Source organism: Oceanobacillus sp. FSL K6-0118 (genome assembly GCF_038006665.1).
GTDB lineage: Bacteria > Bacillota > Bacilli > Bacillales > Amphibacillaceae > Oceanobacillus > Oceanobacillus caeni.
The window spans coordinates 991,193-1,015,779 of sequence record NZ_JBBOVR010000001.1 but is presented as its reverse complement, the minus strand read 5'-3'; the positions used below and the strand labels follow the sequence as shown (position 1 = coordinate 1,015,779).

Annotated in this window: 18 protein-coding genes, 12 tRNA genes, 3 rRNA genes, 1 pseudogene and 1 riboswitch; of the genes and pseudogenes, 5 read left to right on the top strand and 29 right to left on the bottom strand. The window is 39.5% G+C overall.

Annotated features, from left to right (window positions below):
* Positions 1 to 232: 232 nt before the first annotated feature.
* The 10 genes and pseudogenes from MHI02_RS05320 to MHI02_RS05275 all read right to left on the bottom strand — a co-directional run bounded on the left by MHI02_RS05320 (position 233) and on the right by MHI02_RS05275 (position 8,411).
* Positions 233 to 2,116, bottom strand: a complete 1,884-nt coding sequence (locus MHI02_RS05320) for an ABC-F family ATP-binding cassette domain-containing protein (RefSeq protein WP_060668443.1) — start codon at positions 2,114 to 2,116, stop codon at positions 233 to 235.
* Between the two features lie 242 nt (positions 2,117 to 2,358).
* Positions 2,359 to 2,541: a hypothetical protein gene (locus MHI02_RS05315; protein WP_216884283.1), complete on the bottom strand. Its 183-nt coding sequence runs from the start codon at positions 2,539 to 2,541 to the stop codon at positions 2,359 to 2,361.
* Positions 2,542 to 2,739: 198 nt separating this feature from the next.
* Complete coding sequence (gene ribH / locus MHI02_RS05310) at positions 2,740 to 3,207, bottom strand: 6,7-dimethyl-8-ribityllumazine synthase (RefSeq protein ID WP_257457734.1); 468 nt, start codon at positions 3,205 to 3,207, stop codon at positions 2,740 to 2,742.
* A gap of 35 nt (positions 3,208 to 3,242) precedes the next feature.
* Positions 3,243 to 3,851, bottom strand: a pseudogene (ribB, locus tag MHI02_RS05305) (3,4-dihydroxy-2-butanone-4-phosphate synthase); the annotation flags it as partial.
* A 12-nt stretch (positions 3,852 to 3,863) separates the two neighbouring features.
* The gene (gene ribE, locus MHI02_RS05300; RefSeq protein WP_047185722.1) at positions 3,864 to 4,517 is read right to left on the bottom strand and encodes a riboflavin synthase; all 654 of its coding nucleotides are present in this window, start codon (positions 4,515 to 4,517) and stop codon (positions 3,864 to 3,866) included.
* A gap of 167 nt (positions 4,518 to 4,684) precedes the next feature.
* Positions 4,685 to 4,831: riboswitch (FMN riboswitch) on the bottom strand.
* Between the two features lie 59 nt (positions 4,832 to 4,890).
* A complete protein-coding gene (locus tag MHI02_RS05295) occupies positions 4,891 to 5,400 on the bottom strand; it encodes a TlpA disulfide reductase family protein (protein ID WP_047185723.1) in 510 nt (169 codons plus the stop codon).
* 114 nt (positions 5,401 to 5,514) lie between these two features.
* Positions 5,515 to 5,745, bottom strand: coding sequence for an excisionase family DNA-binding protein (locus tag MHI02_RS05290; RefSeq protein ID WP_047185724.1), 231 nt, complete (start codon positions 5,743 to 5,745; stop codon positions 5,515 to 5,517).
* A gap of 24 nt (positions 5,746 to 5,769) precedes the next feature.
* A complete protein-coding gene (locus MHI02_RS05285; RefSeq protein ID WP_145523822.1) occupies positions 5,770 to 6,051 on the bottom strand; it encodes a GNAT family N-acetyltransferase in 282 nt (93 codons plus the stop codon).
* A 346-nt stretch (positions 6,052 to 6,397) separates the two neighbouring features.
* On the bottom strand, positions 6,398 to 7,216 hold the full coding sequence (locus MHI02_RS05280; RefSeq protein WP_204798676.1) for an alpha/beta fold hydrolase: 819 nt from the start codon (positions 7,214 to 7,216) through the stop codon (positions 6,398 to 6,400).
* Positions 7,217 to 7,382: 166 nt separating this feature from the next.
* Positions 7,383 to 8,411 carry a PTS transporter subunit IIC gene (locus MHI02_RS05275; RefSeq protein ID WP_047185727.1) on the bottom strand — a complete coding sequence of 343 codons (1,029 nt, stop codon included), beginning with the start codon at positions 8,409 to 8,411 and terminating at the stop codon, positions 7,383 to 7,385.
* A 408-nt stretch (positions 8,412 to 8,819) separates the two neighbouring features.
* Here MHI02_RS05275 and MHI02_RS05270 point away from each other — a divergent pair, with 408 nt between their 5' ends.
* The 3 genes from MHI02_RS05270 to MHI02_RS05260 are packed head-to-tail and all read left to right on the top strand — an operon-like array spanning position 8,820 to position 12,369.
* Entirely contained in the window at positions 8,820 to 9,566 is a 747-nt protein-coding gene (locus MHI02_RS05270; protein ID WP_047185728.1) for a DeoR/GlpR family DNA-binding transcription regulator, read from the top strand.
* Positions 9,566 to 10,477 (top strand): 1-phosphofructokinase, encoded by a 912-nt coding sequence (gene pfkB, locus MHI02_RS05265; RefSeq protein ID WP_047185729.1) that lies wholly within the window; start codon positions 9,566 to 9,568, stop codon positions 10,475 to 10,477. The genes MHI02_RS05270 and pfkB overlap by 1 nt, the downstream gene beginning before the upstream one ends.
* A gap of 14 nt (positions 10,478 to 10,491) precedes the next feature.
* Positions 10,492 to 12,369, top strand: coding sequence for a PTS fructose transporter subunit IIABC (locus MHI02_RS05260; RefSeq protein WP_204798675.1), 1,878 nt, complete (start codon positions 10,492 to 10,494; stop codon positions 12,367 to 12,369).
* 188 nt (positions 12,370 to 12,557) lie between these two features.
* Here the strand turns inward: MHI02_RS05260 and MHI02_RS05255 are convergent, their stop codons facing one another.
* From MHI02_RS05255 to pdxR, 3 genes are all read right to left on the bottom strand, one after another.
* Complete coding sequence (locus MHI02_RS05255) at positions 12,558 to 13,394, bottom strand: DUF6612 family protein (protein WP_204798674.1); 837 nt, start codon at positions 13,392 to 13,394, stop codon at positions 12,558 to 12,560.
* A 132-nt stretch (positions 13,395 to 13,526) separates the two neighbouring features.
* A complete protein-coding gene (locus tag MHI02_RS05250) occupies positions 13,527 to 13,739 on the bottom strand; it encodes a hypothetical protein (protein WP_128723430.1) in 213 nt (70 codons plus the stop codon).
* A gap of 296 nt (positions 13,740 to 14,035) precedes the next feature.
* On the bottom strand, positions 14,036 to 15,442 hold the full coding sequence (pdxR, locus tag MHI02_RS05245; RefSeq protein ID WP_047185733.1) for a MocR-like pyridoxine biosynthesis transcription factor PdxR: 1,407 nt from the start codon (positions 15,440 to 15,442) through the stop codon (positions 14,036 to 14,038).
* A 117-nt stretch (positions 15,443 to 15,559) separates the two neighbouring features.
* Here pdxR and pdxS point away from each other — a divergent pair, with 117 nt between their 5' ends.
* Positions 15,560 to 16,447, top strand: coding sequence for a pyridoxal 5'-phosphate synthase lyase subunit PdxS (pdxS, locus tag MHI02_RS05240; RefSeq protein WP_047185734.1), 888 nt, complete (start codon positions 15,560 to 15,562; stop codon positions 16,445 to 16,447).
* 48 nt (positions 16,448 to 16,495) lie between these two features.
* Positions 16,496 to 17,092 (top strand): pyridoxal 5'-phosphate synthase glutaminase subunit PdxT, encoded by a 597-nt coding sequence (gene pdxT / locus MHI02_RS05235; RefSeq protein ID WP_060668455.1) that lies wholly within the window; start codon positions 16,496 to 16,498, stop codon positions 17,090 to 17,092.
* Between the two features lie 374 nt (positions 17,093 to 17,466).
* On the opposite strand, the gene MHI02_RS05230 is transcribed toward pdxT, so the two are convergent.
* The 16 genes from MHI02_RS05230 to MHI02_RS05155 all read right to left on the bottom strand — a co-directional run bounded on the left by MHI02_RS05230 (position 17,467) and on the right by MHI02_RS05155 (position 24,587).
* A complete protein-coding gene (locus MHI02_RS05230; protein WP_204798672.1) occupies positions 17,467 to 17,667 on the bottom strand; it encodes a DUF2187 family protein in 201 nt (66 codons plus the stop codon).
* Positions 17,668 to 17,936: 269 nt separating this feature from the next.
* Positions 17,937 to 18,051: ribosomal RNA gene (rrf, locus tag MHI02_RS05225) — 5S ribosomal RNA — on the bottom strand.
* 140 nt (positions 18,052 to 18,191) lie between these two features.
* Positions 18,192 to 21,108, bottom strand: a 23S ribosomal RNA gene (locus tag MHI02_RS05220).
* Between the two features lie 443 nt (positions 21,109 to 21,551).
* Positions 21,552 to 23,117 (bottom strand): 16S ribosomal RNA (locus MHI02_RS05215).
* The 16S, 23S and 5S rRNA genes sit together here with 12 tRNA genes alongside, the layout of an rRNA operon.
* 242 nt (positions 23,118 to 23,359) lie before the next feature.
* Positions 23,360 to 23,433 (bottom strand) — tRNA-Ile (locus MHI02_RS05210).
* Positions 23,434 to 23,446: 13 nt separating this feature from the next.
* Positions 23,447 to 23,520: transfer RNA gene (locus MHI02_RS05205), tRNA-Gly, on the bottom strand.
* A 168-nt stretch (positions 23,521 to 23,688) separates the two neighbouring features.
* Positions 23,689 to 23,765 (bottom strand) — tRNA-Arg (locus MHI02_RS05200).
* A 13-nt stretch (positions 23,766 to 23,778) separates the two neighbouring features.
* Positions 23,779 to 23,855: transfer RNA gene (locus tag MHI02_RS05195), tRNA-Arg, on the bottom strand.
* Between the two features lies 1 nt (position 23,856).
* Positions 23,857 to 23,945, bottom strand: a tRNA-Leu gene (locus MHI02_RS05190).
* Between the two features lie 5 nt (positions 23,946 to 23,950).
* Positions 23,951 to 24,025: transfer RNA gene (locus MHI02_RS05185), tRNA-Gly, on the bottom strand.
* A gap of 24 nt (positions 24,026 to 24,049) precedes the next feature.
* Positions 24,050 to 24,134, bottom strand: a tRNA-Leu gene (locus MHI02_RS05180).
* 7 nt (positions 24,135 to 24,141) lie between these two features.
* Positions 24,142 to 24,214 (bottom strand) — tRNA-Lys (locus MHI02_RS05175).
* Positions 24,215 to 24,222: 8 nt separating this feature from the next.
* Positions 24,223 to 24,298: transfer RNA gene (locus tag MHI02_RS05170), tRNA-Thr, on the bottom strand.
* Between the two features lie 19 nt (positions 24,299 to 24,317).
* Positions 24,318 to 24,402 (bottom strand) — tRNA-Tyr (locus MHI02_RS05165).
* 5 nt (positions 24,403 to 24,407) lie between these two features.
* Positions 24,408 to 24,483: transfer RNA gene (locus MHI02_RS05160), tRNA-Phe, on the bottom strand.
* Between the two features lie 27 nt (positions 24,484 to 24,510).
* Positions 24,511 to 24,587: transfer RNA gene (locus MHI02_RS05155), tRNA-Asp, on the bottom strand.

Sequence of the window (24,587 nt, the reverse complement as noted above, 5' to 3'; positions counted from 1 at the left end):
TAAAGGAAGGCCGACTAAAACAGCCTTTGCGGCTAACTCACGTCTCCCTATGTAGGGGCAGCGTTGCAACAAATCTTTACCGCGGGATGAGTAATCGTAGTCCCAGGACGTTGTGTTCTTAGCCGACTCGGTCTTTTTAAACACACTAATAGTGAATGCTAAGTTTTCTAAGATTCATCCTCGAATAATCTTATATTATTTTCCACTAAAAACATATATTTAAACATATCTTCTAGGCATTTTCCATTTCTTCTATCAGTAAAGACAATTCTTCCCAACGCTCCATTTTTGCTTCTAGCTCCGCTTCAACTTCTTGCTGTTCTTTAAATAACTCCTGAACTTTCTCAGCATCACTTCCAGCTTCAACAATACCATTTTGTAATGCTTCTATTTTCATTTCCAATTCCGTTATTTGATCCTCTATTTGATCCCATTCTTTCTGATCCATATACGATAATTTTTTTCGTTGCTTTTTCGGTTTTGCTGTCTCCTTTACCTTTTCAGCCTTGACTTCCACTCTTCTTTCCATTCCTAGTTTATCTAAATACTCACTGTAGTTTCCGTAAAAGAGATCGATTCGTCCATTTCCTTTAAATACAAATAGTTGATCCACTACCCGATCTAAAAAATAACGATCATGGGATACAGTGAGAACGACACCGGGGAAATGATCCAAATACTCTTCCAAAATACTTAGTGTTTGTGTGTCTAAATCATTCGTTGGTTCGTCTAGAAATAATACATTGGGCTCTGTCATTAATACTTTTAGTAGATAAAGTCTACGTTTCTCCCCACCAGAAAGTTTACGAATATACGTATATTGTTCATACCTAGAAAATAAAAATCTCTCTAACATTTGTTCCGCAGTAATCATTTGCCCATCTTTTGTATGGATGACCTCGGCAACTTCCTTGATATAGTCAATGATTCGTAAATCTCCGTCTAGTTCTTCATCACCTTGTGTGTAATAACCAATTTTGACCGTTTCCCCAATATCAATTTCCCCATCATCAGCTTCTATACGAGCCGCCATCATATTAAGTAAAGTTGATTTTCCCGAGCCATTTGGTCCAATAATTCCGATACGATCCCCCGGGACAACTAGATGACTGAAATCTTTAATTAATGTTTTGCCTGCAAAGGTTTTAGAAATTCCTTTTAACTCCAATACCTTCTTACCTAGTCTAGTTGACCCTACTTGAAATTCAAGCTGATCTTTATTCGTATCAAATGATTTCTCTTTCATCTCCTGAATACGATCAATTCTAGCCTTTTGCTTCGTTGAACGAGCTTTTGCACCTCGTCTTAGCCACGCTAATTCCCGTCTTAAAGTGTTTTGATGTTTCGTTTCATTACTTATCTCTAGCTCTTCGCGTTCTGCCTTTTTTTCTAAGAAAACTTGGTAATTTCCTTCATAAATATATAAATACCCTTTATCCAACTCAAAGATCTTATTTGTTACTCGATCTAAGAAGTAACGATCATGCGTTACTAATAATAAAGAACCCTTGTATGTTTGCAAATACTTTTCCAACCATTCCACGGTTTCATTATCTAAGTGGTTGGTCGGTTCATCCAAAATTAATAAATCCGCTGGTTGAATTAATGCTTTCGCAATCGCTACTCTCTTCTTCTGACCACCAGAAAGTTCAGAGACCTTTTTATCAAAATCAATAATACCTAGCTTTGTTAATACCGTTTTGGCAGTGGTATTAGCTTCCCAAGCATCTTCTTCATCCATTTTTTGTTGCATTTTCATTAAATGACTTTGAATATCAGGGTTTTCAGGATCTTGTTGGAGCTTTAGTAAAGCCGCTTCATACCCCCGCATTAATCTCATGATTTCTGCTTCACCATAGTAGATTTGTTCCATCACCGATAATTCTGGATTAAGTTCTGGTTCTTGCGCTAAATACTCTATATGATAATCTTTCGGGTGATAAATATCTCCCTTTTCTGCAGAGTCAATTCCAGCAATTACCTTTAAAAAGGTGGACTTTCCAGTACCATTAACCCCGATTACTCCTATTCGCTCATTTGGCGAGATGGTACACGTAATATCTTTAAATAACACTTTTTCGCCATACGACTTATATAAATTTTCAATTGTTAGCATAGGTATCTTCCTTTAAATAAAAGTGTGGGTTCAAAAAGGAGGATGAAAAGGACCGAGGTCGGCTAAATGCGCAATGTCCTATTGCAACGCCGACACTAGCACGTCCTGTGCGTCGCAGTTCGAGGCGGCGTAGCTCCCGGCAACGGAACGTATGCAATTAATACGTGAGTAGCGGAAAAGCAAGCCAACTAGAAACGTCGAAGTGTCATTTTCACCGGACTTTTTGAACAACCTCTAAAAGCTTATTTTGCATTCTCTTTTCGATTTGTCAACCATGTTTTGATCACCACTACAAAAATAAATAATAACCATGAAGTTACTAAATAAAAAATCAACTTACTTCCTTGATTCATATCACTATAGAAAACAGCCATTGCAATCCAAATTACGAATGTTAATGCCAGTTGGCCTAATAATAGTTTCATTGTCATCTCCCCCAGAAAGTAATAAAGAAGACTTCCATCAGTGGAGGTTTTCCTTCATCTCCCATTGATGGTGGGATAGATATCTCGAATCATCTTAAGTTCTTCTAACCCTTAGTTTAGCTTAGAAGACTATATTTTTCCACTTAAGAAAACAAAAAACCAAGTATGTATAATATGTACATACTTGGCTCCAAATCATTACCCTATTAATTTCATCATATTTGCCATTTCAATTGCTGTTACAGCAGCTTCTGCGCCTTTATTTCCTGCCTTTGTTCCAGCTCTTTCTATTGCTTGTTCAATTGTTTCCGTCGTCAATACCCCAAACACAACAGGTTTCCCGCTTTTCACAGAAGCTTGTGCAACACCTTTAGCAGCTTCATTACATACATAATCAAAATGAGGAGTAGAACCACGTATAACCGTACCTAACGTTATCACTGCATCATATTTATCTTGATTCGCCATTTTGTCGGCAATTAACGGAATTTCAAATGCACCAGGAACCCAAGCTACATCCATTTGATCTTCACTCACACCATGTCTTTTTAATGTGTCTATAGCACCATCTAATAATTTACTCGTAATAAATTCGTTAAATCTCCCAACTACGATTCCAATTCTTAAATCTGTTCCAACTAAATTTCCTACGATTGTATTTACCATTTATTTCTCCCCTTTTCTTCTATATTTCCCTAAGAAATGATCATTTCTGTTTTCTTTCGATAAGCAATTAAGTCCGCTATCGTAATAAATTTCAAATCAAACCTTTTTGCCAACGTTTTTAAGTGAGGCATTCGAGCCATTGTTCCGTCTTCTTTAATAATTTCGCAAATAACCCCGGATGGAAAAGCTCCACTTAATTTCGCCAAATCCACAGCAGCCTCTGTATGACCTGGGCGTGTGAGAACACCACCATCTTTAGCAATGATGGGAAAAACATGTCCAGGTTTTTTAAAGTCCTCTTCTTTTACCCCCGCTTCCATTAATGCGCGAATCGTTAATGCTCGCTCATAAGCACTTATACCAGTTGTTGTTTTTATATGATCGATGGATATGGTAAAAGCTGTAACAAGTGGATCAGTGTTTTCTCTAGCCATTCGATACAAACCTAATTTTTTTGCCAATTTCTCTTCTATCGGTGTACATACAAGTCCTTTTCCATGGGTAATCATAAAATTGATGACTTCTGGTGTTATTCTGTCAGATAAAGCAACAAAGTCTCCTTCATTTTCTCGGTTTTCATCATCACTTACAATAATTGGTTTTCCTTTTTGCAAATCAGCTATAGCCTCTTCAATTGTATGCATTTTTTCACTCCTTTACATAAAGCCATTTTGTTGTAAAAAGTCTTTACTTATTCGATTTACTTTCTGCTCGCGATCATCGTTATGAAGCATTTTTTGAACATACTTTGCGAGCATATCACACTCAATATTTACAATATCTCCTTCTTCTTTTTCGCCAAGAATCGTTTCTTTTGCAGTATGTGGAATTAAGGAGATCGTAAAAATATTTTTTTGGATTCCAAATATAGTTAAACTAGTTCCATCCACCGTTATGGAACCCTTATGCAAGATGTATTTGGTTAAGTCGTTGGGAATTTCTATGTCGTAATAAATCGCATTTTGTTCTTTTTTCTTTTTAACTATTTTCCCTGTAGCATCAATATGTCCAGAGACAAAATGCCCGCCAAATCTTCCATTCGCTGCCATAGCCCGTTCTAAATTTACGGAAGATCCTTTTTTTAGACTGTTTAACGATGTTGCTTTTATCGTTTCTGGCATGGCATCGACTTCAAAATAATCAGATGTAAAATGAGTAACGGTTAAGCAAATACCGTTTACTGAGATGCTATCGCCTAACCCGACATCTTCAAGAATTTTACTCGAAGAAATAGTCATCGTTACAGCTTGATCAGAAACCTTTTGGATCTTTTTTACAGTTCCAATTTCCTCAATAATACCTGTGAACACAAATCTCCCTCCTTTTATTCCTTCATCAGGGGTATAAGATATTTAAATAAATGCAAAAAGCTCTCGACAGTAATACCATCGAGAGCTAAAAGGTTAGAATTTTAGTTAGCAAAATAAAGCATTTTTAACCTATACAAATACAGTATAGACCAAAATACGCCATTCTAAAATTCCTTCTCCCATCCAGACTTTAACTGTCGGTTCCGGATTCTCACCAGATCCACCGCTTGGTATCATAACCGCACGGGTCACGGACTTTGAAGCATTGCTTCATCACCGCCGGTAGGGAATTTCACCCTGCCCCGAAGGAATATATTCGTTATTAAATTCTATTTCATTGTAGCATAAGTTACCGTTCAATTCAAAATATTTTTTAATCCATCTTATTTAAATGCTCTACCATTGTTTCGTATGGCATAGCTCCTAGCGATTTATGCCGAATAATCCCTTTTGAATCAATCATATAAGTCGTAGGAATGGGATTGATTCGATATTTGCTTGAAACGGCCCCATCCCCATCTAGCCCAATGGTAAAGGTCATGCCAAATTCATCCACAAATTTTTGAACATGATCCCTTTTCATTTCTGTGTCTAATAAATTAACAGCTAAAACGACTACTTCATGTTTTTCATGAAATTTTTGCATGTCTGGCATTTCAACTTGACAAGGTGGACACCAAGTTGCCCAGAAATTAAGCATGACTGGTTTTCCTTTATAATCAGACAAGCTTACTTTTTCTCCATTTAACGTTTCTATTTCAAAATCAGGCGCTTTATTCCCTACTTCGATACCCTCTTTATTTTCCTCCGCCAATAATTGTTCCGTCATAAAAAAGGAAAAAAATATCCCTAATACGATAGGTATTAAATAGTTAAACTTCATGATTCATCCTCCGCTTAACATTATTTACTCTTATTGTTCCTGTGCATTACTAATTCATGCAAATAAAAAAGTGAAGTGAATGCTTTTAAGCTTTGCATTCACTTCACTTTTTTTCTAATCTTCATCTTTCACATCAATATCATCAGGAATAGGTTCATTTAGGTATTCCTGAATCATTAGTCGATATTTTTCTACTTGTTCGAAATGCGTGGTGAATTGATTTTGATTAATTAGGTACTGCTCACCATCATGGATTGCACGTATTCGTCCTTGCAGTACTAATGCAGAAACCTTTGTTACTGGCATAGATAAATAATCTGCAGTTTCCTGTACAGTTAGATACATTCGCCAATCGCACCTCTCTTTAATTTACTTTTCGGAAAGCACATCGTGATATTCTGGAGTTTCTTCTAATTTCCGCTTCACGTATGGACATAACGGAATAATTTTCTTATTATTTTCACGTGCATAGGCAACTACTTTTTCTACTAGTTGTCCAGCAATTCCTTGACCGCGAAGTTCATCAGATACATAAGTATGATCTACCACAATATTATTGCCACTAGACTGATTAAATGTTAACTCTGCAATTGGCTCCTTTACATCATCCCCAACATAAAATATATTCTCTGCCTTATTAATTGTAATCATACTATCTCTCCTATGTCGTTTTTCTATTATTATTAGGCGAGAGGACTCCCATCCTCAAGGTATGTGTAAGGGGTAACCCAATGAGTAAGTAGGAGGTGAATCGCCTTTTTGTACCAGAAAATATATGTTTATTCGTCCGCCAACGTTAAGCGTTCATCCATGTATGTTCGATCGTTTGAAACCCCTACTTCAAATTTTTGTTAGAAAATTAAGTGGTGGGAGTATTCATTAGCTATTATACCAATTATATCAATTTTATTGTAATCTTAGCCTTTATACCTGAAAAATAATAGTTACAATATAACATACATTAAACTACATTTAAGATCGTTGAGCAATTAGTCCTTTAAATTAAATAAGAAGAAATAAGAGTTGAAACTTCATTTGGTCTTTCCTCTGACACTAAATGCCCCGTTTCCTTAAAAGTAATTATTTCTGCATTCGGTAAGTCTTGAACTAGCCGTTTTCCTATACGTAATGGAACCACCCGATCATCTTCCCCCCATATAAGTAAGGTAGGGGTGTTAATTTTACACAACTCGTAAGAAGATAAATCTCCTTCACGATGACGTAACAAACGGATAAGGGATTTGGGAAAGTTTTTCTCCTTTATAGGTCTTTCGAATTCTCTTATATGGTCGGCAGTAATATTGGATTGGTTATAAAATACATTTCTTAAACTATCCATCACACTACGACTATTAATAGCTCTTTTTACATACAAACTAAAGAAAGGTAAATAGGAAGAATACACTAATAACCTGTTCGAGCTTTTTAAATAACCGGAACTGGCTATTAAAAATAATTTCTTTACCTTATCTGGAATTAATTTTGCAATATTAAGGGCTATTTGACCTCCCATCGAATGACCAACAATGCAAACGGCATCCATACCAAAGTAGTCCATAATTTTTATTACTAATCTTGCATAGTTTTCATAAGAATAAAAAAATGATATAGACTTCTCGCTTCTCCCAAAACCAGGTAGATCTATTGCAACAATGGAGAAGTCTTTTTCTAAAAGGGGAATGATTTTATTAAACGTATAAGTGGAAGACACAAAACCATGAATAAGGATAACTGGTGGATTTTCATTACAAACATATTCACAATAGACCTTTACATTATCTATATTTAACATGGTACTTGAAAGCTTATCTTTCATCTTTCCACCTCAAAATGATTTATTCATTTTTATATTTTCCCTTATCATAGTTGATATACTTTTTAATTATTATATTAGGCAAGTGCCCTAATATGTGATTTGTACCGTTCTTTTAAAAAAACTAAGGCATTCACCAAAGGGTTGGTAAAGTGCCTTAGTTTTTTTATTATTGTACTTCCATTTTTAGATCACCAGTTTCGGCCCAGCCTTTTAGTTTCAATGCATGATATATAGCTACAGAAATAACAGCTGGTAGAACTACACTAATAACAATGTACATTAGGAAAACTCCGATTCCTTGGTTGACTATGATATTAATTGGGGCAATTAGTGAGTTCAAACCTAATCCAGCTAACTGATATGGTACTTGGAAATTAAAAACAAGTATTGCTATTGGTGCACAAATGATAGCCGATAAGAATGGTCCAATTACTAATTTTGGATTTCTTACTAAGTTCGGAACTTGTACTTTTGGTGTAATTAAAGATTGTGCGATATTTGCACCAGCCTCGTTTTGCCTAAACGACATTGCCGTCCATCCAGCAAACTGTGCGGTACATCCAATCAAAGCAGCCGCACTCGAAACCGGGTCCAATTGAAGTGCGATTGCAATTGCCGCGGAAGATGCAGGAGACATAAGGAAAACACTCCATACAAGAGAAATCAACATAGCCCCAATCAATGGTGAGCCTGACACAGCATTCGTTATTTGTGCACTAATCAGTTCTAGTAATGGTGTAACAATTGCTGCTATACCAACTCCGCAAACTCCTCCTACAAATATGGCAGCGAACGGAATTGCCATCATATCTAGCTTTGTTTTTCCTGCTACCTTTTTACCAACATAAATCGCAAGTACAGCTGCTACTACCGCGCTTATAGGTTGTCCTGTGGTAAGAACCCACGATCCATCTGCATTTATATTTAATGCTCCAGCACCAACTGTTGCAGTGGCCATCGCGCTAAATATGATAAGTGTATTTCCACCTAGTTGATACGCTATACCTGCACCAATTGCCGGAGCAAGCATTAATTGCGCTGCCATCCCAACCGTTATAAATCCTTGCCAGCCTGTAAAATTTCCTAGAGTTTCAATTAGAAGGCCAATCCCTAATGTTACGAGAACCGCATTTGCTAGTCCGATCGAAGCTTTATATGTTCTATCTACCAAATATTCTTTTGTTGATTTCTTCATCCTTTTGCCTCCTAATTTACGTGAATTGATTGTTTCTATTAAATTTAGGGAAAATAAAAAGCCCTCCGGAATGGATGGGCGCTTAACTTAATTGCTTGAGCGCCGCTTCAAAAGTTAATACGCAAAACGGACTCAAACAATTACCATATATTTAATGGAAATGTTTCAGTCCTAGCTAATTAAGTTAATAATGAGAATGTTATTATTTTTTAATTGTTGGATGCGGTTCATGTCGATTCTCCTTTTATATTAAAAATTGTTTTTTAACATAATAATATAAGTTTTTAAAAGTGTCAATTAATTATTTTTTCTGAATTCAAATTTCCCCAAAAACGTTTAAACAAGATGGTATTTACTGATTGTTTTTGAATGTTTTTGGTGTTAAAATACTGCGTGGGAGGTTATGCTATGTTAACCGAAGAAAGACATCCCATAATAGTAGACATGGTAAAAAGGCAAGGAATCGTAAAAACCCAAGACTTAATGAAAGCATTAAACTGTTCGGAGTCAACGATTCGCCGAGACCTTGAAACCCTACATAACGAAGGGAAAATTAAGCGCATCCACGGAGGAGCGAAACGCATATATCAAATTGATGAGGAATTAACTGTTAGTGAAAAGTCACTCAAAAACGTTCAAGAAAAATCCGTAATCGGAAAAGTGGCTACATCACTAATAGAAGAAAATGATGTTATTTTCTTAGATGCCGGTACGACAACAATGGCCATGATAGATTTCATTGAAAAAGGGAATATTACAGTAGTAACCAATGGAATCCAACATGCTTCTCTACTAATCGATAAACAAATTAAAACGATATTGATTGGAGGAAGAATTAAGCAAGGCACTAAAGCCATGGTTGGTTCTACAAGTTTAACGAACCTGCAATCGTTTCGTTTTAATAAAGCCTTTCTTGGGGTAAACGGTATAGACATCGAATTTGGTTTAACGACCCCTGATCCTGAAGAAGCAGCCATAAAGAAAATGGCACAACAACACTCCTCCATGACCTATATATTGGCTGATCATACAAAATGGAATAAGGTCAATTTTGTTCATTTGTTTGACTTAGAAGATGTGACAATCATAACAAATGATTCCAAAGAAGATCTATCATTATTTAAGGAAAAAACAACAATTTTGGAGGCAAAATGATGATTTATACGATAACACTGAACCCTTCTATTGATTACATTGTTCACGTTAACCCTTTTCATCTAGGTGAATTAAATAAAATGAACGACGATGCAAAATTTCCTGGTGGAAAAGGCATCAACGTTTCAAGAGTGTTAACGGAATTAGAAAGTGATACAACAGCAATTGGTTTTCTTGGAGGTTTCACAGGTAATTTCATAAATGATCGGTTAAACAAAGATGGGATTCATTCAGATTTCATCTCCATTTCCGATGATACTCGAATCAATATTAAACTCAAATCTGACGTTGAAACTGAAATTAATGGTCAAGGCCCTACTATTACACCATCTGAGGCCAATGAGCTTTTATCAAGGTTAGACAACGTGAATAAAAAGGATACGGTTATCTTATCAGGGAGTAAACCACCATCCCTATCAGAAGATTTTTATGAAGAAATGGTTAAAAAGGTAAAAAAAGCACAAGCGGAATTTGTAATTGATACGACCGGTAAAGATTTAAAAGCAACACTCTCTTATCAACCGCTTTTAGTAAAGCCGAATCGTGAAGAGTTATCCGAGCTATTCCATGTAAGTTTAAATACTATTCAAGATGTAATCCCTTATGGTAAAAAATTACTAGAAATGGGAGCGAAGCATGTCATTGTATCGATGGCAGGTGACGGTGCATTACTATTTACTAATAATGGAATTTATCAAGGATTCAATCCAAAGGGAAACGTAAAAAATTCCGTAGGTGCAGGAGATTCCATGATTGCTGGATTTATCGGTGAATTCACCAAAAATCAGGATCCAATATCTGCATTTAAAATGGGAATTGCTTGTGGAAGTGCAACAGCTTTTTCAGATGATTTAGCGAAAAAGGAAACAATCCTTTCCCTTCTCAATCAAATAGAAATTAAAGAAATTTAACAAAGGAGATAGTCATGAAAATAACCGATTTACTTAGAAAAGACATCATGCTCCTTGACCTTCAAGCAACTGAGAAAGAAGCTGTCATTGATGAGATGATTGAAAGTCTAGATAAACATGGTGTCATCACAGATGTAACTGAGTTCAAAGAAGCTATTTTAAAGCGAGAAGCACAAACATCAACAGGACTTGGTGATGGTATTGCCATGCCACATGCTAAAAACAAAGCAGTGGAAAAACCAACTGTTTTATTCGCAAAAAGTAACAAAGGTGTCAATTATGAATCACTTGACGGACAACCTGCTTACCTTTTCTTCATGATTGCTGTACCAGAGGGAGCAAATAACACTCATTTAGAAACATTAGCCGCTTTATCTCGTCAATTAATTGATAAGGAATTTGTCGACAGTTTAAAAAACGCCAAAACTCCAGAAGAAATCCATGCTTTATTTGATGAGGAGCAAGAAGAAGTAGAACAAGAAGAACGTGCGGATGAAGAAAAGGAAACAAATGGAACGAAACCATTTGTAGTCGCAATTACCGCTTGTCCCACAGGAATAGCCCATACGTATATGGCAGAGGATGCTTTAAAGAAAAAAGCAAAAGAAATGAATGTCGATATTCGGGTGGAAACCCAAGGGTCAGACGGAGCTAAAAATTCACTATCCAAGGATGAAATTGAACGTGCCAATGCTGTTATAATTGCAGCAAGTAAAAAAGTCGACCTTGAACGTTTTAACGGAAAACATCTCATTCAACGCCCTGTTTCAGATGGAATTAATAAAACAGAGGAGTTAATTACGAAGGCAGTCAATAAAGATGCCCCTGTTTACCAAGGTAATAACGGTGAGAAACAAACAGATAATAACGAAGAAAAATCAAATTCGGTATGGGGTGGCATTTATAAAGACATTATGAATGGAATCTCCCATATGCTTCCATTTGTTGTCGGTGGTGGTATTTTAATTGCTATCTCCTTCCTAGTGGAAAGTTTTGTTGGAAGTGAGAGTACGATTTTTACTTTCTTAAACGATCTCGGTGGAAATGCATTTGATTTCCTAATACCGATTTTTGCTGGATTTATTGCCCTAAGTATTGCTGATCGTCCGGGACTTATGCCCGGTATGGTTGGTGGTTTAATTGCCGTTAATAGTAACGCGGGCTTTCTTGGTGGTTTAGTTGCCGGTTTCTTGGCTGGTTATGTTGTTGTTTGGCTTAAGAAAGTATTTCATCGTCTACCGAAGTCAGTAGAAGGCCTAAAACCAATCCTTATTTATCCAGTGTTAGGTCTATTCGTAACAGGATTACTAATGTACTTTATTTTCGGTCCTATTTTTGCAACCATTAATACGGCTATGGTAACATTCTTAGAAAACCTAGGTACTGGAAATGCTGTTATTTTAGGAGCAATTCTAGGTGCTATGATGGCAATTGATATGGGAGGACCATTTAATAAAGCCGCTTATGCCTTTTCTATCGGTATTTTCACAGATACTGGTGATGGAAGTTTAATGGCTGCAATTATGGCCGGTGGGATGATTCCACCACTAGCTATCGCTTTAGCTACTACATTATTTAAAAACAAATTTACAGAATCAGAGAAAAAATCTGGTCTTACTAACTATATAATGGGGCTTTCCTTTGTTACAGAAGGGGCTATTCCATTTGCTGCGGCAGACCCATTACGTGTAATAGGTTCCTCTGTTCTTGGTGCTGCAATTGCCGGAGGTCTAACACAATTCTTTAGTACTGCTATCCCAGCACCTCATGGTGGAATATTTGTTATTCCACTAGCAGAAAAACCACTTCTTTTCTTGCTTTCTTTAGCAATCGGTATGATTATATCAGCAGTTGTATTAGGAGTTTGGAGAAAACCTGTAAAGGAAAAGTAATGAAAATATGAGATAAACCGGATATGGTTTATCTCTATTTTTATTCGAATAACCCCCTAAGAAGCGAAATAACGAACGTAAAAACATTTGAAAGCTATTCGACTGTGGAAATTACAGATAATGGTCATGTTCGTATCTTTCCTTAAAATTTAAAAGTCAACCATTCGCCAAAATGGTTGACTTTTTTTCTACTCAAATTCCGATACTTCTTTTGCCGATTCTTTTACTTCTTTAGGAATTTCAATATGTTCAATTGTATTTATATTACGATAAACAGTATTCACATTCTGTTTAATATTCATTTCTTCTCCTTCAACAGTCATTTTCATATCCATATCTACATGATACTTCTCAATTTGATAGGAGTCCTTATTAATCGATATTTCTACTTCTAAATCATTAATCTCTGTATTTTCAAGAACTTCTGTTATTTCTTCACCCATTTGAGAAGTGAGTTCCTCTGGTATAATCTCTTTGAGCAAATCTTCTGTTAAATTTTTTACTTCATCTTGATTAGGGGAGAATTGGAATATATAGGCCTCATCGGTTTCTTCATATTTTAGATTATCTACATAATCTTTAAACATGTTTAACTGGTCTGATGTGTCCATTTGTTCTGTATTAATGAAATCCATAGGAATTGTAGAATCATCCATTTTTAACCATTCTTCCGTTATGGAGTCATAACTGTAAATTTCGTTATCAACGAAATATAATTCTTGCTCCATTTCCATCGGCTCATCCATTTCTTCTCCCATCGAAATAGAAGTTGTTCCCTTTTGATGCATGGCGAGTGGTTCAGTAATAATAGCTCCTGACATTTGACTTTCCATTACCATGGCATCTTCTTCCTGAGGCACACTCATCTCCTGTTTCATCTCTATATCTACTTCTGCACTGTTCATTTCTTCTGCGGCTTCTAAAGCTTTGTTATAAATCTCATTTACTTCCTTATCTCCACTACTACAGGCTGCAAGCCCCAAAAAGGCAAACGTAAGTAAAAGTAGTGTAATGCTCTTTTTCATTTTGCAATCCCCCATTTGATCATGATACCTTTTCATACGAAAGTATATATATAAAGGTTTCAATTATTTTCTAGTTATAATTGTGAATTAATGAGCATTTGAATACATAAAGCTCTATTGTATAGAGCTAGGTTATTTAAGCACCTTCAATTGAATGAAACTTTCCCCTTCTTTAATCAGTTCGCTAATGGTCATTCTTCTTTTACTTACTTCCTTTTCAATTATGCCTAATTCAGTTCTCATCTTTTTAATTTTAATCCCTTTCTCGATATTTTTACTTATGTAGATATAGAAGGCGCCCAATAAATGTTTTGGTATACTTGAATAGAATTCATTTCTTTCCACTCTTCTTCCCCCTAAGCTATTCTTTTTTATAGCATCAAACATTAGAAAACTTGGCATTTTACTATAGCTACTTAAAATGAAATTTTCTAACAACAACTGCTATTCCCAAAAGCAGAAAGTTTTAAACCTCCTAATCGAAAAAAATTTGATGAAACCTCTCATTTTTTTCGGAAGGATTTTTTAACTATTATAACTACAAATCTTTTTCCACTACATTTTTACTCAAATTTTACCGAACGAATTCCTTGGCAGTTTCAGTAAAAACGAATACATCATTAAATGAATAATTGCTCGAACTATTTGCCCATCTCTAATTCCCAACTATTAAATAATAAATGAATGGCCTTCTCCAATTCGCCCTCGGGAATACCAGCAAACCCTAAAATAATCATCGGTGGATTTTTATCCCACTTTTCAAGAAAATAATAGGACAATGGATAGATAGTAATCTTTGATTCCCTTGCTCTTTCTACTAGCTCTTCCTCTCTCATCCCATTTTTTATAACTAGTACAATATGAAGGCCGGATTGTTCTCCAATCACTTGTATTTCTTTAAAAGGTTTTATTAACTCTAACGTTTTATCTAATTTTCTACGGTAAATTTTCCTCATTCGATTTAAATGTCTTTCAAAGTCGCCCTCTTTCATAAACTCTGTTAAGATATGCTGATCAATTCTGGAAACAGTACATTGATAAAAAGACAATTCTTCCTTATATCTCTTCCATAACTTTTTCGGTAAAACCATATAACTAATTCGCAAAGATGGAATAAGTGACTTGGAAAACGATCCAAGATAAATTACTTTTCCTGCTTGGTCCATACTTTGCAAAGAAGGAATAGCCTTACCACTATACCGAAACTCACTATCATAATCATCTTCAATGATATATCGATTCTCCGATTCTCTAGCCCATTTTAATAATTGCATCCTTCGATTGACGGAAAGAACAGAGCCATAGGGAAAGTGATGAGAAGGTGTAACGTAAACGATATCAATATTTGTATCTTCTATTTGCTTTACTTTAATTCCATCCCCATCCACTCGTAAAGGATATACTTCTTTTTCATTGTTCTTCAGCAATTTTGAGATGATGTGATATCCAGGATCCTCTACTCCATAAATGGTGTCCCTCTTAAATAAAAGAATCAATTGCTGTAGTAAAATCTCACTTCCTGCACCAATGATGACTTGTTCAGGTGTACATTGAACTCCTCTAGCATGATATAAATATTGTGCGATTTCCTGTCGCAGTTCCAATTCCCCTTGCATATCTCCTAATAAAAGTAAAGAATGATAGTTCTCATCAATCATATTTTTTGCATATTTTCTCCATTTTTTAAAGGGAAAATTTTCCGTGTCAATCCAACTTGGGTGAAAATGATACGTTAATCTTTCCTCCTCTACTTCCTTTTCACCCACTTTTATTTCATTTTGCTGAACATATTCTAATTCTTCATATGCTAATACAAAATAACCTTTTCTCGGAATACTTTCGACATAACCTTCTGCTAGTAATTGATCATAAGCCGTCTCAACCGTATTTTGACTGATTCTAAGAAACTCAGATAATTTCCTTTTAGATGGAAGCTTAGCCCCGTATTCTATTCTTCCTTCAATGATTTCGTTTTTTATAAAATTATATAATTGTTCATATAATGGTACTTTACTTGATCGGTTTAAATGACAAGATAACATCTCCATTTTTATACTCCTTTTCAATTGACCCCTTCAATTAATTAAAAACTGACACTTCCAATAGTATCACATTTATTTTTATAATGTAATATATATTTTGAAAAGAGAATGGAGTTGGATTAATTGGAAAAATTATTAGGAACTGAGGAAGTAAAACGTGGAATGGCTCAAATGCAAAAAGGTGGCGTCATCATGGACGTTGTAAACGCGGAACAAGCAAAAATTGCGGAAGCATCTGGTGCAGTTGCAGTTATGGCTTTAGAAAGAGTGCCATCTGATATTCGTAAAGCTGGTGGCGTTGCTAGAATGGCTGACCCAAGAATTATGGAAGAAGTCATGAATGCCGTATCTATTCCGGTAATGGCAAAAGCACGGATCGGACATATTACTGAAGCCAGAGTGTTAGAGGCTATGGGTGTTGATTACATAGATGAAAGTGAAGTTTTAACTCCTGCAGATGAGGAATTCCATTTATTGAAGAGTGATTTTACCGTTCCATTTGTCTGCGGATGCCGTGATTTAGGTGAAGCAGCACGTCGTATCGGTGAAGGTGCATCTATGCTTCGTACAAAGGGAGAACCAGGAACAGGAAATATTGTTGAAGCTGTTCGTCACATGCGTAAAGTAAATGCCCAAGTACGTAAGGTAGTCAGAATGAATGATGACGAATTAATGACAGAAGCGAAAAATCTTGGTGCACCATATGAGATATTAAAACAAATTAAAGAAGCAGGAAAATTACCCGTCGTTAACTTTGCAGCAGGTGGCGTCGCAACCCCAGCAGATGCAGCATTAATGATGGAACTTGGAGCTGACGGTGTATTCGTTGGATCAGGTATTTTCAAATCAGAGAGTCCTGAGAAATTTGCCAATGCTATCGTTCAAGCAACAACATACTATACGGATTATGATTTAATTGGTAAATTATCTAAGGAATTAGGATCTGCAATGAAAGGAATAGAAATATCTAAACTAGGAAACGAAGATAGAATGCAAGAGCGTGGATGGTAAACAGAAAAGTGAAACTGTTATAGTTTTGTTAGCAGGATGTGAAAAATAATGACTAAATTAACAATTGGTGTTCTTGGGCTTCAAGGAGCAATTGAAGAACACGTTAAACATATTCATGATTTAGGATTACAAAGTCTTATTGTAAAGAAACCCGAACAACTAAAAGATGTGAATGGACTAATTCTTCCAGGTGGGGAAAGCACAACGATGAGAAAACTTATTGATCGTTATGGATTTTTTGAACCTCTTAAGGAGTTCTCAAATAAGGGAATACCTATATTTGGAACTTGTGCCGGTATGGTTCTTATAGCAAAGGAAATTATCGATTCTAATACGAGTCATTTAAACTTAATGGATATTAGTGTGAAGCGTAACGCATTTGGTAGACAGGTCGATAGTTTTGTAACTGCGCTAGATGTAAGGGGTTTAAACGATCCATTTAACGCCATTTTCATTCGTGCTCCTTATATCGAATCGGCGGGAAAGAATGTGGAAATCTTGGCTACATATGACGGGAAAATTGTTGCTGCAAAACAAGATCATATTCTAGTTAGTTCCTTTCACCCAGAACTTACCGATGATAACCGATTTCTGGAATTATTTGTAGAGATGGTAAAAGAACCAAAAGTGGAAATGGTAAATTAAATAACCTACGAATACCCTGGTAGTTCTGATCGTGGAGAAACACATGAAATAACATACTTCTATAGAACATATTCAAAAAATAATCGGCATGAGATCAAGTTTTTAAAATTGATTTCATGCGGTTTTTCATTTTAAAAGTGGTTTGTTTTATCCCGAATTCTTTTAATATCTAATATTTAATTGTTTAAATAATTAACTATATCGAGTGACGAATCCCTAAACAAAGAGGAAAACCTAAATCCGAACACTTTGATATTCAACGAAAAAAGCATACCAATCACTTTTGGATTTGATATGCTTTTAACTTGTTAATTTATTTTTTATCCACCAAAGATAAACTAATTAGCCTTTTACATCCTGTGTTATATTCTCTATTACTTAACACGTTTATAGTTCTTATGATTCACTACTGTTTTGATTGGCTCCCCAGTTTCTTGATGTTTTCCAGTTTGAATGATAACAGAGTTTTCTCTTACTAGAAGTACTTTACCTTTTTTTCCTTTTTGTTCACCTTTAACTACTTTTATCGTATCGCCTTCACTTGCTTTCTTTACCTCTTTTTCTTCCGTTGCCATTTCGTTTCCTCCTTTATAGAAAGGCTCCTCTTATTCTTGTACAAATTGTAAAAATCATTCATATTTGAGCCTGATATCATTTAGAAGCAATTGCAGTCTTTTGACCTATTTAAATTTAGCATATTTTTAATAGAATCTCATTTATTTTGTATTGGTTTATTATCTTTTAGGAAAATTAGGTTTGTCAGAATAGCCTTTTGCAAAACTTTATACTTTCACGAAATACAAAAAAGGCAAGATATGCATACCTTGCCTTTTTTGTATTTATTGCCTGGCGGCGTCCTACTCTCGCAGGGGGTAACCCCAACTACCATCGGCGCTGGAAAGCTTAACTTCTGTGTTCGGTATGGGAACAGGTGTGACCTTTCCGCCATCGCTACCAGACAACTTTTATTTAATTAGGTTATCTCTGATAAAATCAGCAACAATCATTATTATAATTGTTCTTCCAATTTTAGTCAAGATTAATAAGGAATTTTATACCTTAAAAACTAAATAAGAGTAAATTATAACATCAAAAGAAGTTAGTTAAGTCCTCGATCGATTAGTATTTGTCAGCTCCACGTGTCGCCACGCTTCCACCTCAAACCTATTAACCTCATCGTCTCTGAGGGATCTTACTCATTTAAAATGATGGGAAGTCTCATCTTGAGGGGGGCTTCATGCTTAGATGCTTTCAGCACTTATCCTTTCCATACGTAGCTACCCAGCTATGCTCCTGGCGGAACAACTGGTACACCAGCGGTATGTCCATCCCGGTCCTCTCGTACTAAGGACAGCTCCTCTCAAACTTCCAACGCCCACGACGGATAGGGACCGAACTGTCTCACGACGTTCTGAACCCAGCTCGCGTACCGCTTTAATGGGCGAACAGCCCAACCCTTGGGACCGACTACAGCCCCAGGATGCGATGAGCCGACATCGAGGTGCCAAACCTCCCCGTCGATGTGAACTCTTGGGGGAGATAAGCCTGTTATCCCCGGGGTAGCTTTTATCCGTTGAGCGATGGCCCTTCCATGCGGAACCACCGGATCACTAAGCCCGACTTTCGTCCCTGCTCGACTTGTAGGTCTCGCAGTCAAGCTCCCTTCTGCCTTTACACTCTGCGAATGATTTCCAACCATTCTGAGGGAACCTTTGGGCGCCTCCGTTACCTTTTGGGAGGCGACCGCCCCAGTCAAACTGCCCGCCTGACACTGTCTCCGAACCGGATCACGGTCCTGGGTTAGAAGGTCCATACAGCCAGGGTGGTATCCCACGGATGCCTCCACGTAAGCTGGCGCTCACGTTTCTAAGGCTCCCACCTATCCTGTACAAGCTGCACAGACATTCAATATCAGGCTACAGTAAAGCTCCACGGGGTCTTTCCGTCCTGTCGCGGGTAATGCGCATCTTCACGCATCGTATAATTTCACCGGGTCTCTCGTTGAGACAGTGCCCAAGTCGTTGCACCTTTCGTGCGGGTCGGAACTTACCCGACAAGGAATTTCGCTACCTTAGGACCGTTATAGTTACGGCCGCCGTTTACTGGGGCTTCGGTTCTAAGCTTCGGGCGAAAGCCCTAACTCTTCCCCTTAACCTTCCAGCACCGGGCAGGTGTCAGCCCCTATACTTCGCCTTTCGGCTTCGCAGAGACCTGTGTTTTTGCTAAACAGTCGCTTGGGCCTATTCACTGCGGCTCTACTCCGTAGAGCACCCCTTCTCCCTAAGTTACGGGGTCATTTTGCCGAGTTCCTTAACGAGAGTTCTCCCGCTCACCTTAGGATTCTCTCCTCGCCTACCTGTGTCGGTTTGCGGTACGGGCACCTGTGACCTTGCTAGAGGCTTTTCTCGGCAGTGTGAAATCAGGAACTTCGGCCAGAAGGCCTCCCCATCACAGCTTGAAATGGCCAGGCGGATTTGCCTACCTGACTTTCTCACTGCTTGGGCGCACACATCCATCCGTGCGCATTCCTTATCCTACTGCGTCCCCCCATCGCTCAAACGGTCATGAGGTGGTACAGGAATATCTGCCTGTTGTCCATCGCCTACGCCTTTCGGCCTCGGCTTAGGTCCCGACTAACCCTGAGAGGACGAGCCTTCCTCAGGAAACCTTAGGCATTCGGTGAAAGAGATTCTCACTCTTTTTTCGCTACTCATACCGGCATTCTCACTTCTAAGCGCTCCACCAGTCCTCACGGTCTGACTTCACAGCACTTAGAACGCTCTCCTACCATTGTTCGTAAGAACAATCCACAGCTTCGGTGATACGTTTAGCCCCGGTACATTTTCGGCGCAGAGTCACTCGACCAGTGAGCTATTACGCACTCTTTAAATGGTGGCTGCTTCTAAGCCAACATCCTGGTTGTCTAAGCAACTCCACATCCTTTTCCACTTAACGTATACTTTGGGACCTTAGCTGGTGGTCTGGGCTGTTTCCCTTTCGACTATGAACCTTATCACCCATAGTCTGACTCCCAAGTTTAAGTATCTGGCATTCGGAGTTTGACTGAATTCGGTAACCCGATGAGGGCCCCTAGTCCAATCAGTGCTCTACCTCCAGTACTCATCATCTTGAGGCTAGCCCTAAAGCTATTTCGGAGAGAACCAGCTATCTCCGTGTTCGATTGGCATTTCACCCCTACCCACACCTCATCCCCGCATTTTTCAACATACGTGGGTTCGGGCCTCCAGTCAGTGTTACCTGACCTTCACCCTGGACATGGGTAGATCACACGGTTTCGGGTCTACGACCGCATACTAAATCGCCCTATTCAGACTCGCTTTCGCTACGGCTCCGTGTCTTCCACTTAACCTCGCATACAATCGTAACTCGCCGGTCCATTCTACAAAAGGTACGCCGTTACGCATGAACGCGCTTCGACTACTTGTAGGCACACGGTTTCAGGTACTCTTTCACTCCCCTCCCGGGGTGCTTTTCACCTTTCCCTCACGGTACTGGTTCACTATCGGTCACTAGGGAGTATTTAGCCTTGGGAGATGGTCCTCCCGGATTCCGACGGAATTCCACGTGTTCCGCCGTACTCAGGATCCACTCCGGAGGAAATTCTTTTTCGATTACAGGGCTGTTACCCTCTTTGGCTAACCTTTCCAGGTTGATTCATCTAAAGAATTTCTTTGTAACTCCTTGTGGAGTGTCCTACAACCCCAGAGAGCAAGCTCTCTGGTTTGGGCTGTTTCCGTTTCGCTCGCCGCTACTTGGGAAATCGCATTTGCTTTCTCTTCCTCCAGGTACTGAGATGTTTCAGTTCCCTGGGTGTGCCTCTTATGCCCTATGTATTCAGACATAAGTCCTGTTCCATTACGAACAGTGGGTTTCCCCATTCGGAAATCCTCGGATCTAAGTTTACTTACAACTCCCCGAGGCATATCGGTGTTAGTCCCGTCCTTCATCGGCTCCTAGTGCCAAGGCATCCACCGTGCGCCCTTATTCACTTAACTAAGTTTACAATGAATAAGCGTGCTATTATATAGCCTTGCTTTAAAATTTGATGTCTTGTTTACTCTTATTTAGTTTTCAAGGTACAAAGTTTCAGAGAGATTTGCTCTCTCAAAACTGAACCAAACAACACAGTATGTTTCATCCAAATTAGGATGTTCCGTAATGTCCAGCTGCAGCACCCAGCGACTAGCAAACTTCCTTCACCTCCGCGCGATAAAGAAGACTTGCCGACTGGTGAAACCAGAGGCTTAGTCGCACTTATACCCTTGTGGTGTAAGTCAACATCGATTCACTTACGTTCATCGTGTTTCCTTTATCTCCTTCGGTAGAAGAATGTCCGATTAAAATCGCCACTTTGCGCGGCAACATCGGACCACCTGGCATGGCCAGGCGCAGTTTGTACGTCGCTAACCGGGTGCTTTCGCTTTTCGTATATCCTTAGAAAGGAGGTGATCCAGCCGCACCTTCCGATACGGCTACCTTGTTACGACTTCACCCCAATCATTGGTCCCACCTTCGGCGGCTGGCTCCAAAAGGTTACCTCACCGACTTCGGGTGTTACCAACTCTCGTGGTGTGACGGGCGGTGTGTACAAGACCCGGGAACGTATTCACCGCGGCATGCTGATCCGCGATTACTAGCGATTCCGGCTTCATGTAGGCGAGTTGCAGCCTACAATCCGAACTGAGAATGGTTTTATGGGATTTGCTTGACCTTGCGGTTTCGCTGCCCTTTGTACCATCCATTGTAGCACGTGTGTAGCCCAGGTCATAAGGGGCATGATGATTTGACGTCATCCCCACCTTCCTCCGGTTTGTCACCGGCAGTCACCTTAGAGTGCCCAACTTAATGCTGGCAACTAAGATCAAGGGTTGCGCTCGTTGCGGGACTTAACCCAACATCTCACGACACGAGCTGACGACAACCATGCACCACCTGTCACTTTCGTCCCCGAAGGGAAATCCCTATCTCTAGGGAGGGCGAAAGGATGTCAAGACCTGGTAAGGTTCTTCGCGTTGCTTCGAATTAAACCACATGCTCCACCGCTTGTGCGGGTCCCCGTCAATTCTTTTGAGTTTCAGCCTTGCGGCCGTACTCCCCAGGCGGAGTGCTTAATGCGTTAACTTCAGCACTAAGGGGCGGAAACCCCCTAACACCTAGCACTCATCGTTTACGGCGTGGACTACCAGGGTATCTAATCCTGTTCGCTACCCACGCTTTCGCTCCTCAGCGTCAGTTACAGACCAGAGAGTCGCCTTCGCCACTGGTGTTCCTCCATATCTCTACGCATTTCACCGCTACACATGGAATTCCACTCTCCTCTTCTGCACTCAAGTCCTCCAGTTTCCAATGACCCTCCACGGTTAAGCCGTGGGCTTTCACATCAGACTTAAAAGACCGCCTGCGAGCGCTTTACGCCCAATAAATCCGGACAACGCTTGCCACCTACGTATTACCGCGGCTGCTGGCACGTAGTTAGCCGTGGCTTTCTGGTTAGGTACCGTCAAGGTCAGGTCAGTTACTACCTGACTTGTTCTTCCCTAACAACAGAGTTTTACGATCCGAAAACCTTCTTCACTCACGCGGCGTTGCTCCGTCAGACTTTCGTCCATTGCGGAAGATTCCCTACTGCTGCCTCCCGTAGGAGTCTGGGCCGTGTCTCAGTCCCAGTGTGGCCGATCACCCTCTCAGGTCGGCTACGCATCGTTGCCTTGGTGAGCCTTTACCTCACCAACTAGCTAATGCGCCGCGGGCCCATCTATAAGTGACAGCTTACGCCGCCTTTCAAACTTCTTATTATGCAATAAAAAGTATTATCCGGTATTAGCTCACGTTTCCGCGAGTTATCCCAGTCTTATAGGTAGGTTGCCCACGTGTTACTCACCCGTCCGCCGCTCGTTCCACTCTCTTCACCCCGAAGGGATCAGAAGAGATTCCCGCGCTCGACTTGCATGTATTAGGCACGCCGCCAGCGTTCGTCCTGAGCCAAGATCAAACTCTCCAAAAAAGTTTGTTTCAAATGAATGAAATTCATTTGAAATTCTTAGCTTTTAGAGGAAAAACCTCTATTTTTTAAAAAGAAAAACGAGTTTCTTTTTCTTGACATACTGGTTGTTTTGTTCAGTTTTCAAAGAGCAAAATTTATTATCGCTTCAAATAAGTAACTTTAATAATATATCATATTCACTATATCTTTGTCAACAACTTCTTAAAAGATATTTTTGGATCATCCAACTAAAATTCATTGGATGGGCCTGAGTGGACTCGAACCACCGACCTCACGCTTATCAGGCGTGCGCTCTAACCAGCTGAGCTACAGGCCCATTATAAAAATAATGGAGCGGGTGATGGGAATCGAACCCACGACATCAGCTTGGAAGGCTGAGGTTATACCATTTAACTACACCCGCACAATTTAATTAAATTTGTACTTTAGATTCAATCCCGACCAACATGCCTCTCCATCTACAAGCCTATTCAAGGAAGTCAATGCTTCGAGGCAACTCGTAGATTATTCGGTAGAAGTGTCGCTCGTGGCTGAGGTTATACCATTTAACTACACCCGCATAATAATAAGGTGGCCGAGAAGACAGGATTCGAACCTGCGACCCACAGCTTAGAAGGCTGTTGCTCTATCCAACTGAGCTACTCCCCGTGCACTATGTATATGGCGCGCCCGAGAGGAGTCGAACCCCTAACCTTTTGATCCGTAGTCAAACGCTCTATCCAATTGAGCTACGGGCGCATGGTGCCGAGGACCGGAATCGAACCGGTACGGTAGTCACCTACCGCAGGATTTTAAGTCCTGTGCGTCTGCCAGTTCCGCCACCCCGGCAAGAGTGGAGCGGAAGACGGGATTCGAACCCGCGACCCCCACCTTGGCAAGGTGGTGTTCTACCACTGAACTACTTCCGCATGATATTATATTAAGTAATGAAATGGTGCGGGTGAAGGGAGTCGAACCCCCACATCCGAAGATACTAGATCCTAAGTCTAGCGCGTCTGCCAATTCCGCCACACCCGCATAATGATGAGCCATGAAGGATTCGAACCTTCGACCCTCTGATTAAAAGTCAGATGCTCTACCGACTGAGCTAATGGCTCATTAAAAATGGTGCCGGCCAGAGGACTTGAACCCCCAACCTACTGATTACAAGTCAGTTGCTCTACCAGTTGAGCTAGGCCGGCGAATGATAAAGTTATTAAATGGTGGAGGGGGGCAGATTCGAACTGCCGAACCCAGAGGGAGCGGATTTACAGTCCGCCGCGTTTAGCCACTTCGCTACCCCTCCAACAATGGTGGCTCGGGACGGAATCGAACCGCCGACACACGGATTTTCAGTCCGTTGCTCTACCGACTGAGCTACCGAGCCATCATAATGGAATCTATTCATTTAAAATGGCGGTCCGGACGGGACTCGAACCCGCGACCTCCTGCGTGACAGGCAGGCATTCTAACCAGCTGAACTACCGGACC

Bases quoted from the DNA above. Each gene is read 5' to 3' on its own strand.
- MHI02_RS05255 (WP_204798674.1), bottom strand. From the start codon at position 13,394: ATGAAAAAGAGCATTACACTACTTTTACTTACGTTTGCCTTTTTGGGG.
- MHI02_RS05230 (WP_204798672.1), bottom strand. From the start codon at position 17,667: ATGGCAACGGAAGAAAAAGAGGTAAAGAAAGCAAGTGAAGGCGATACG.
- pfkB (WP_047185729.1), top strand. From the start codon at position 9,566: ATGATTTATACGATAACACTGAACCCTTCTATTGATTACATTGTTCAC.
- MHI02_RS05290 (WP_047185724.1), bottom strand. From the start codon at position 5,745: ATGTATCTAACTGTACAGGAAACTGCAGATTATTTATCTATGCCAGTA.
- MHI02_RS05280 (WP_204798676.1), bottom strand. From the start codon at position 7,216: ATGAAAGATAAGCTTTCAAGTACCATGTTAAATATAGATAATGTAAAG.
- MHI02_RS05295 (WP_047185723.1), bottom strand. From the start codon at position 5,400: ATGAAGTTTAACTATTTAATACCTATCGTATTAGGGATATTTTTTTCC.
- ribH (WP_257457734.1), bottom strand. From the start codon at position 3,207: ATGGTAAATACAATCGTAGGAAATTTAGTTGGAACAGATTTAAGAATT.
- MHI02_RS05320 (WP_060668443.1), bottom strand. From the start codon at position 2,116: ATGCTAACAATTGAAAATTTATATAAGTCGTATGGCGAAAAAGTGTTA.
- MHI02_RS05270 (WP_047185728.1), top strand. From the start codon at position 8,820: ATGTTAACCGAAGAAAGACATCCCATAATAGTAGACATGGTAAAAAGG.
- pdxR (WP_047185733.1), bottom strand. From the start codon at position 15,442: ATGGAGATGTTATCTTGTCATTTAAACCGATCAAGTAAAGTACCATTA.
- MHI02_RS05275 (WP_047185727.1), bottom strand. From the start codon at position 8,411: ATGAAGAAATCAACAAAAGAATATTTGGTAGATAGAACATATAAAGCT.
- MHI02_RS05260 (WP_204798675.1), top strand. From the start codon at position 10,492: ATGAAAATAACCGATTTACTTAGAAAAGACATCATGCTCCTTGACCTT.
- pdxT (WP_060668455.1), top strand. From the start codon at position 16,496: ATGACTAAATTAACAATTGGTGTTCTTGGGCTTCAAGGAGCAATTGAA.
- MHI02_RS05315 (WP_216884283.1), bottom strand. From the start codon at position 2,541: ATGAAACTATTATTAGGCCAACTGGCATTAACATTCGTAATTTGGATT.
- MHI02_RS05285 (WP_145523822.1), bottom strand. From the start codon at position 6,051: ATGATTACAATTAATAAGGCAGAGAATATATTTTATGTTGGGGATGAT.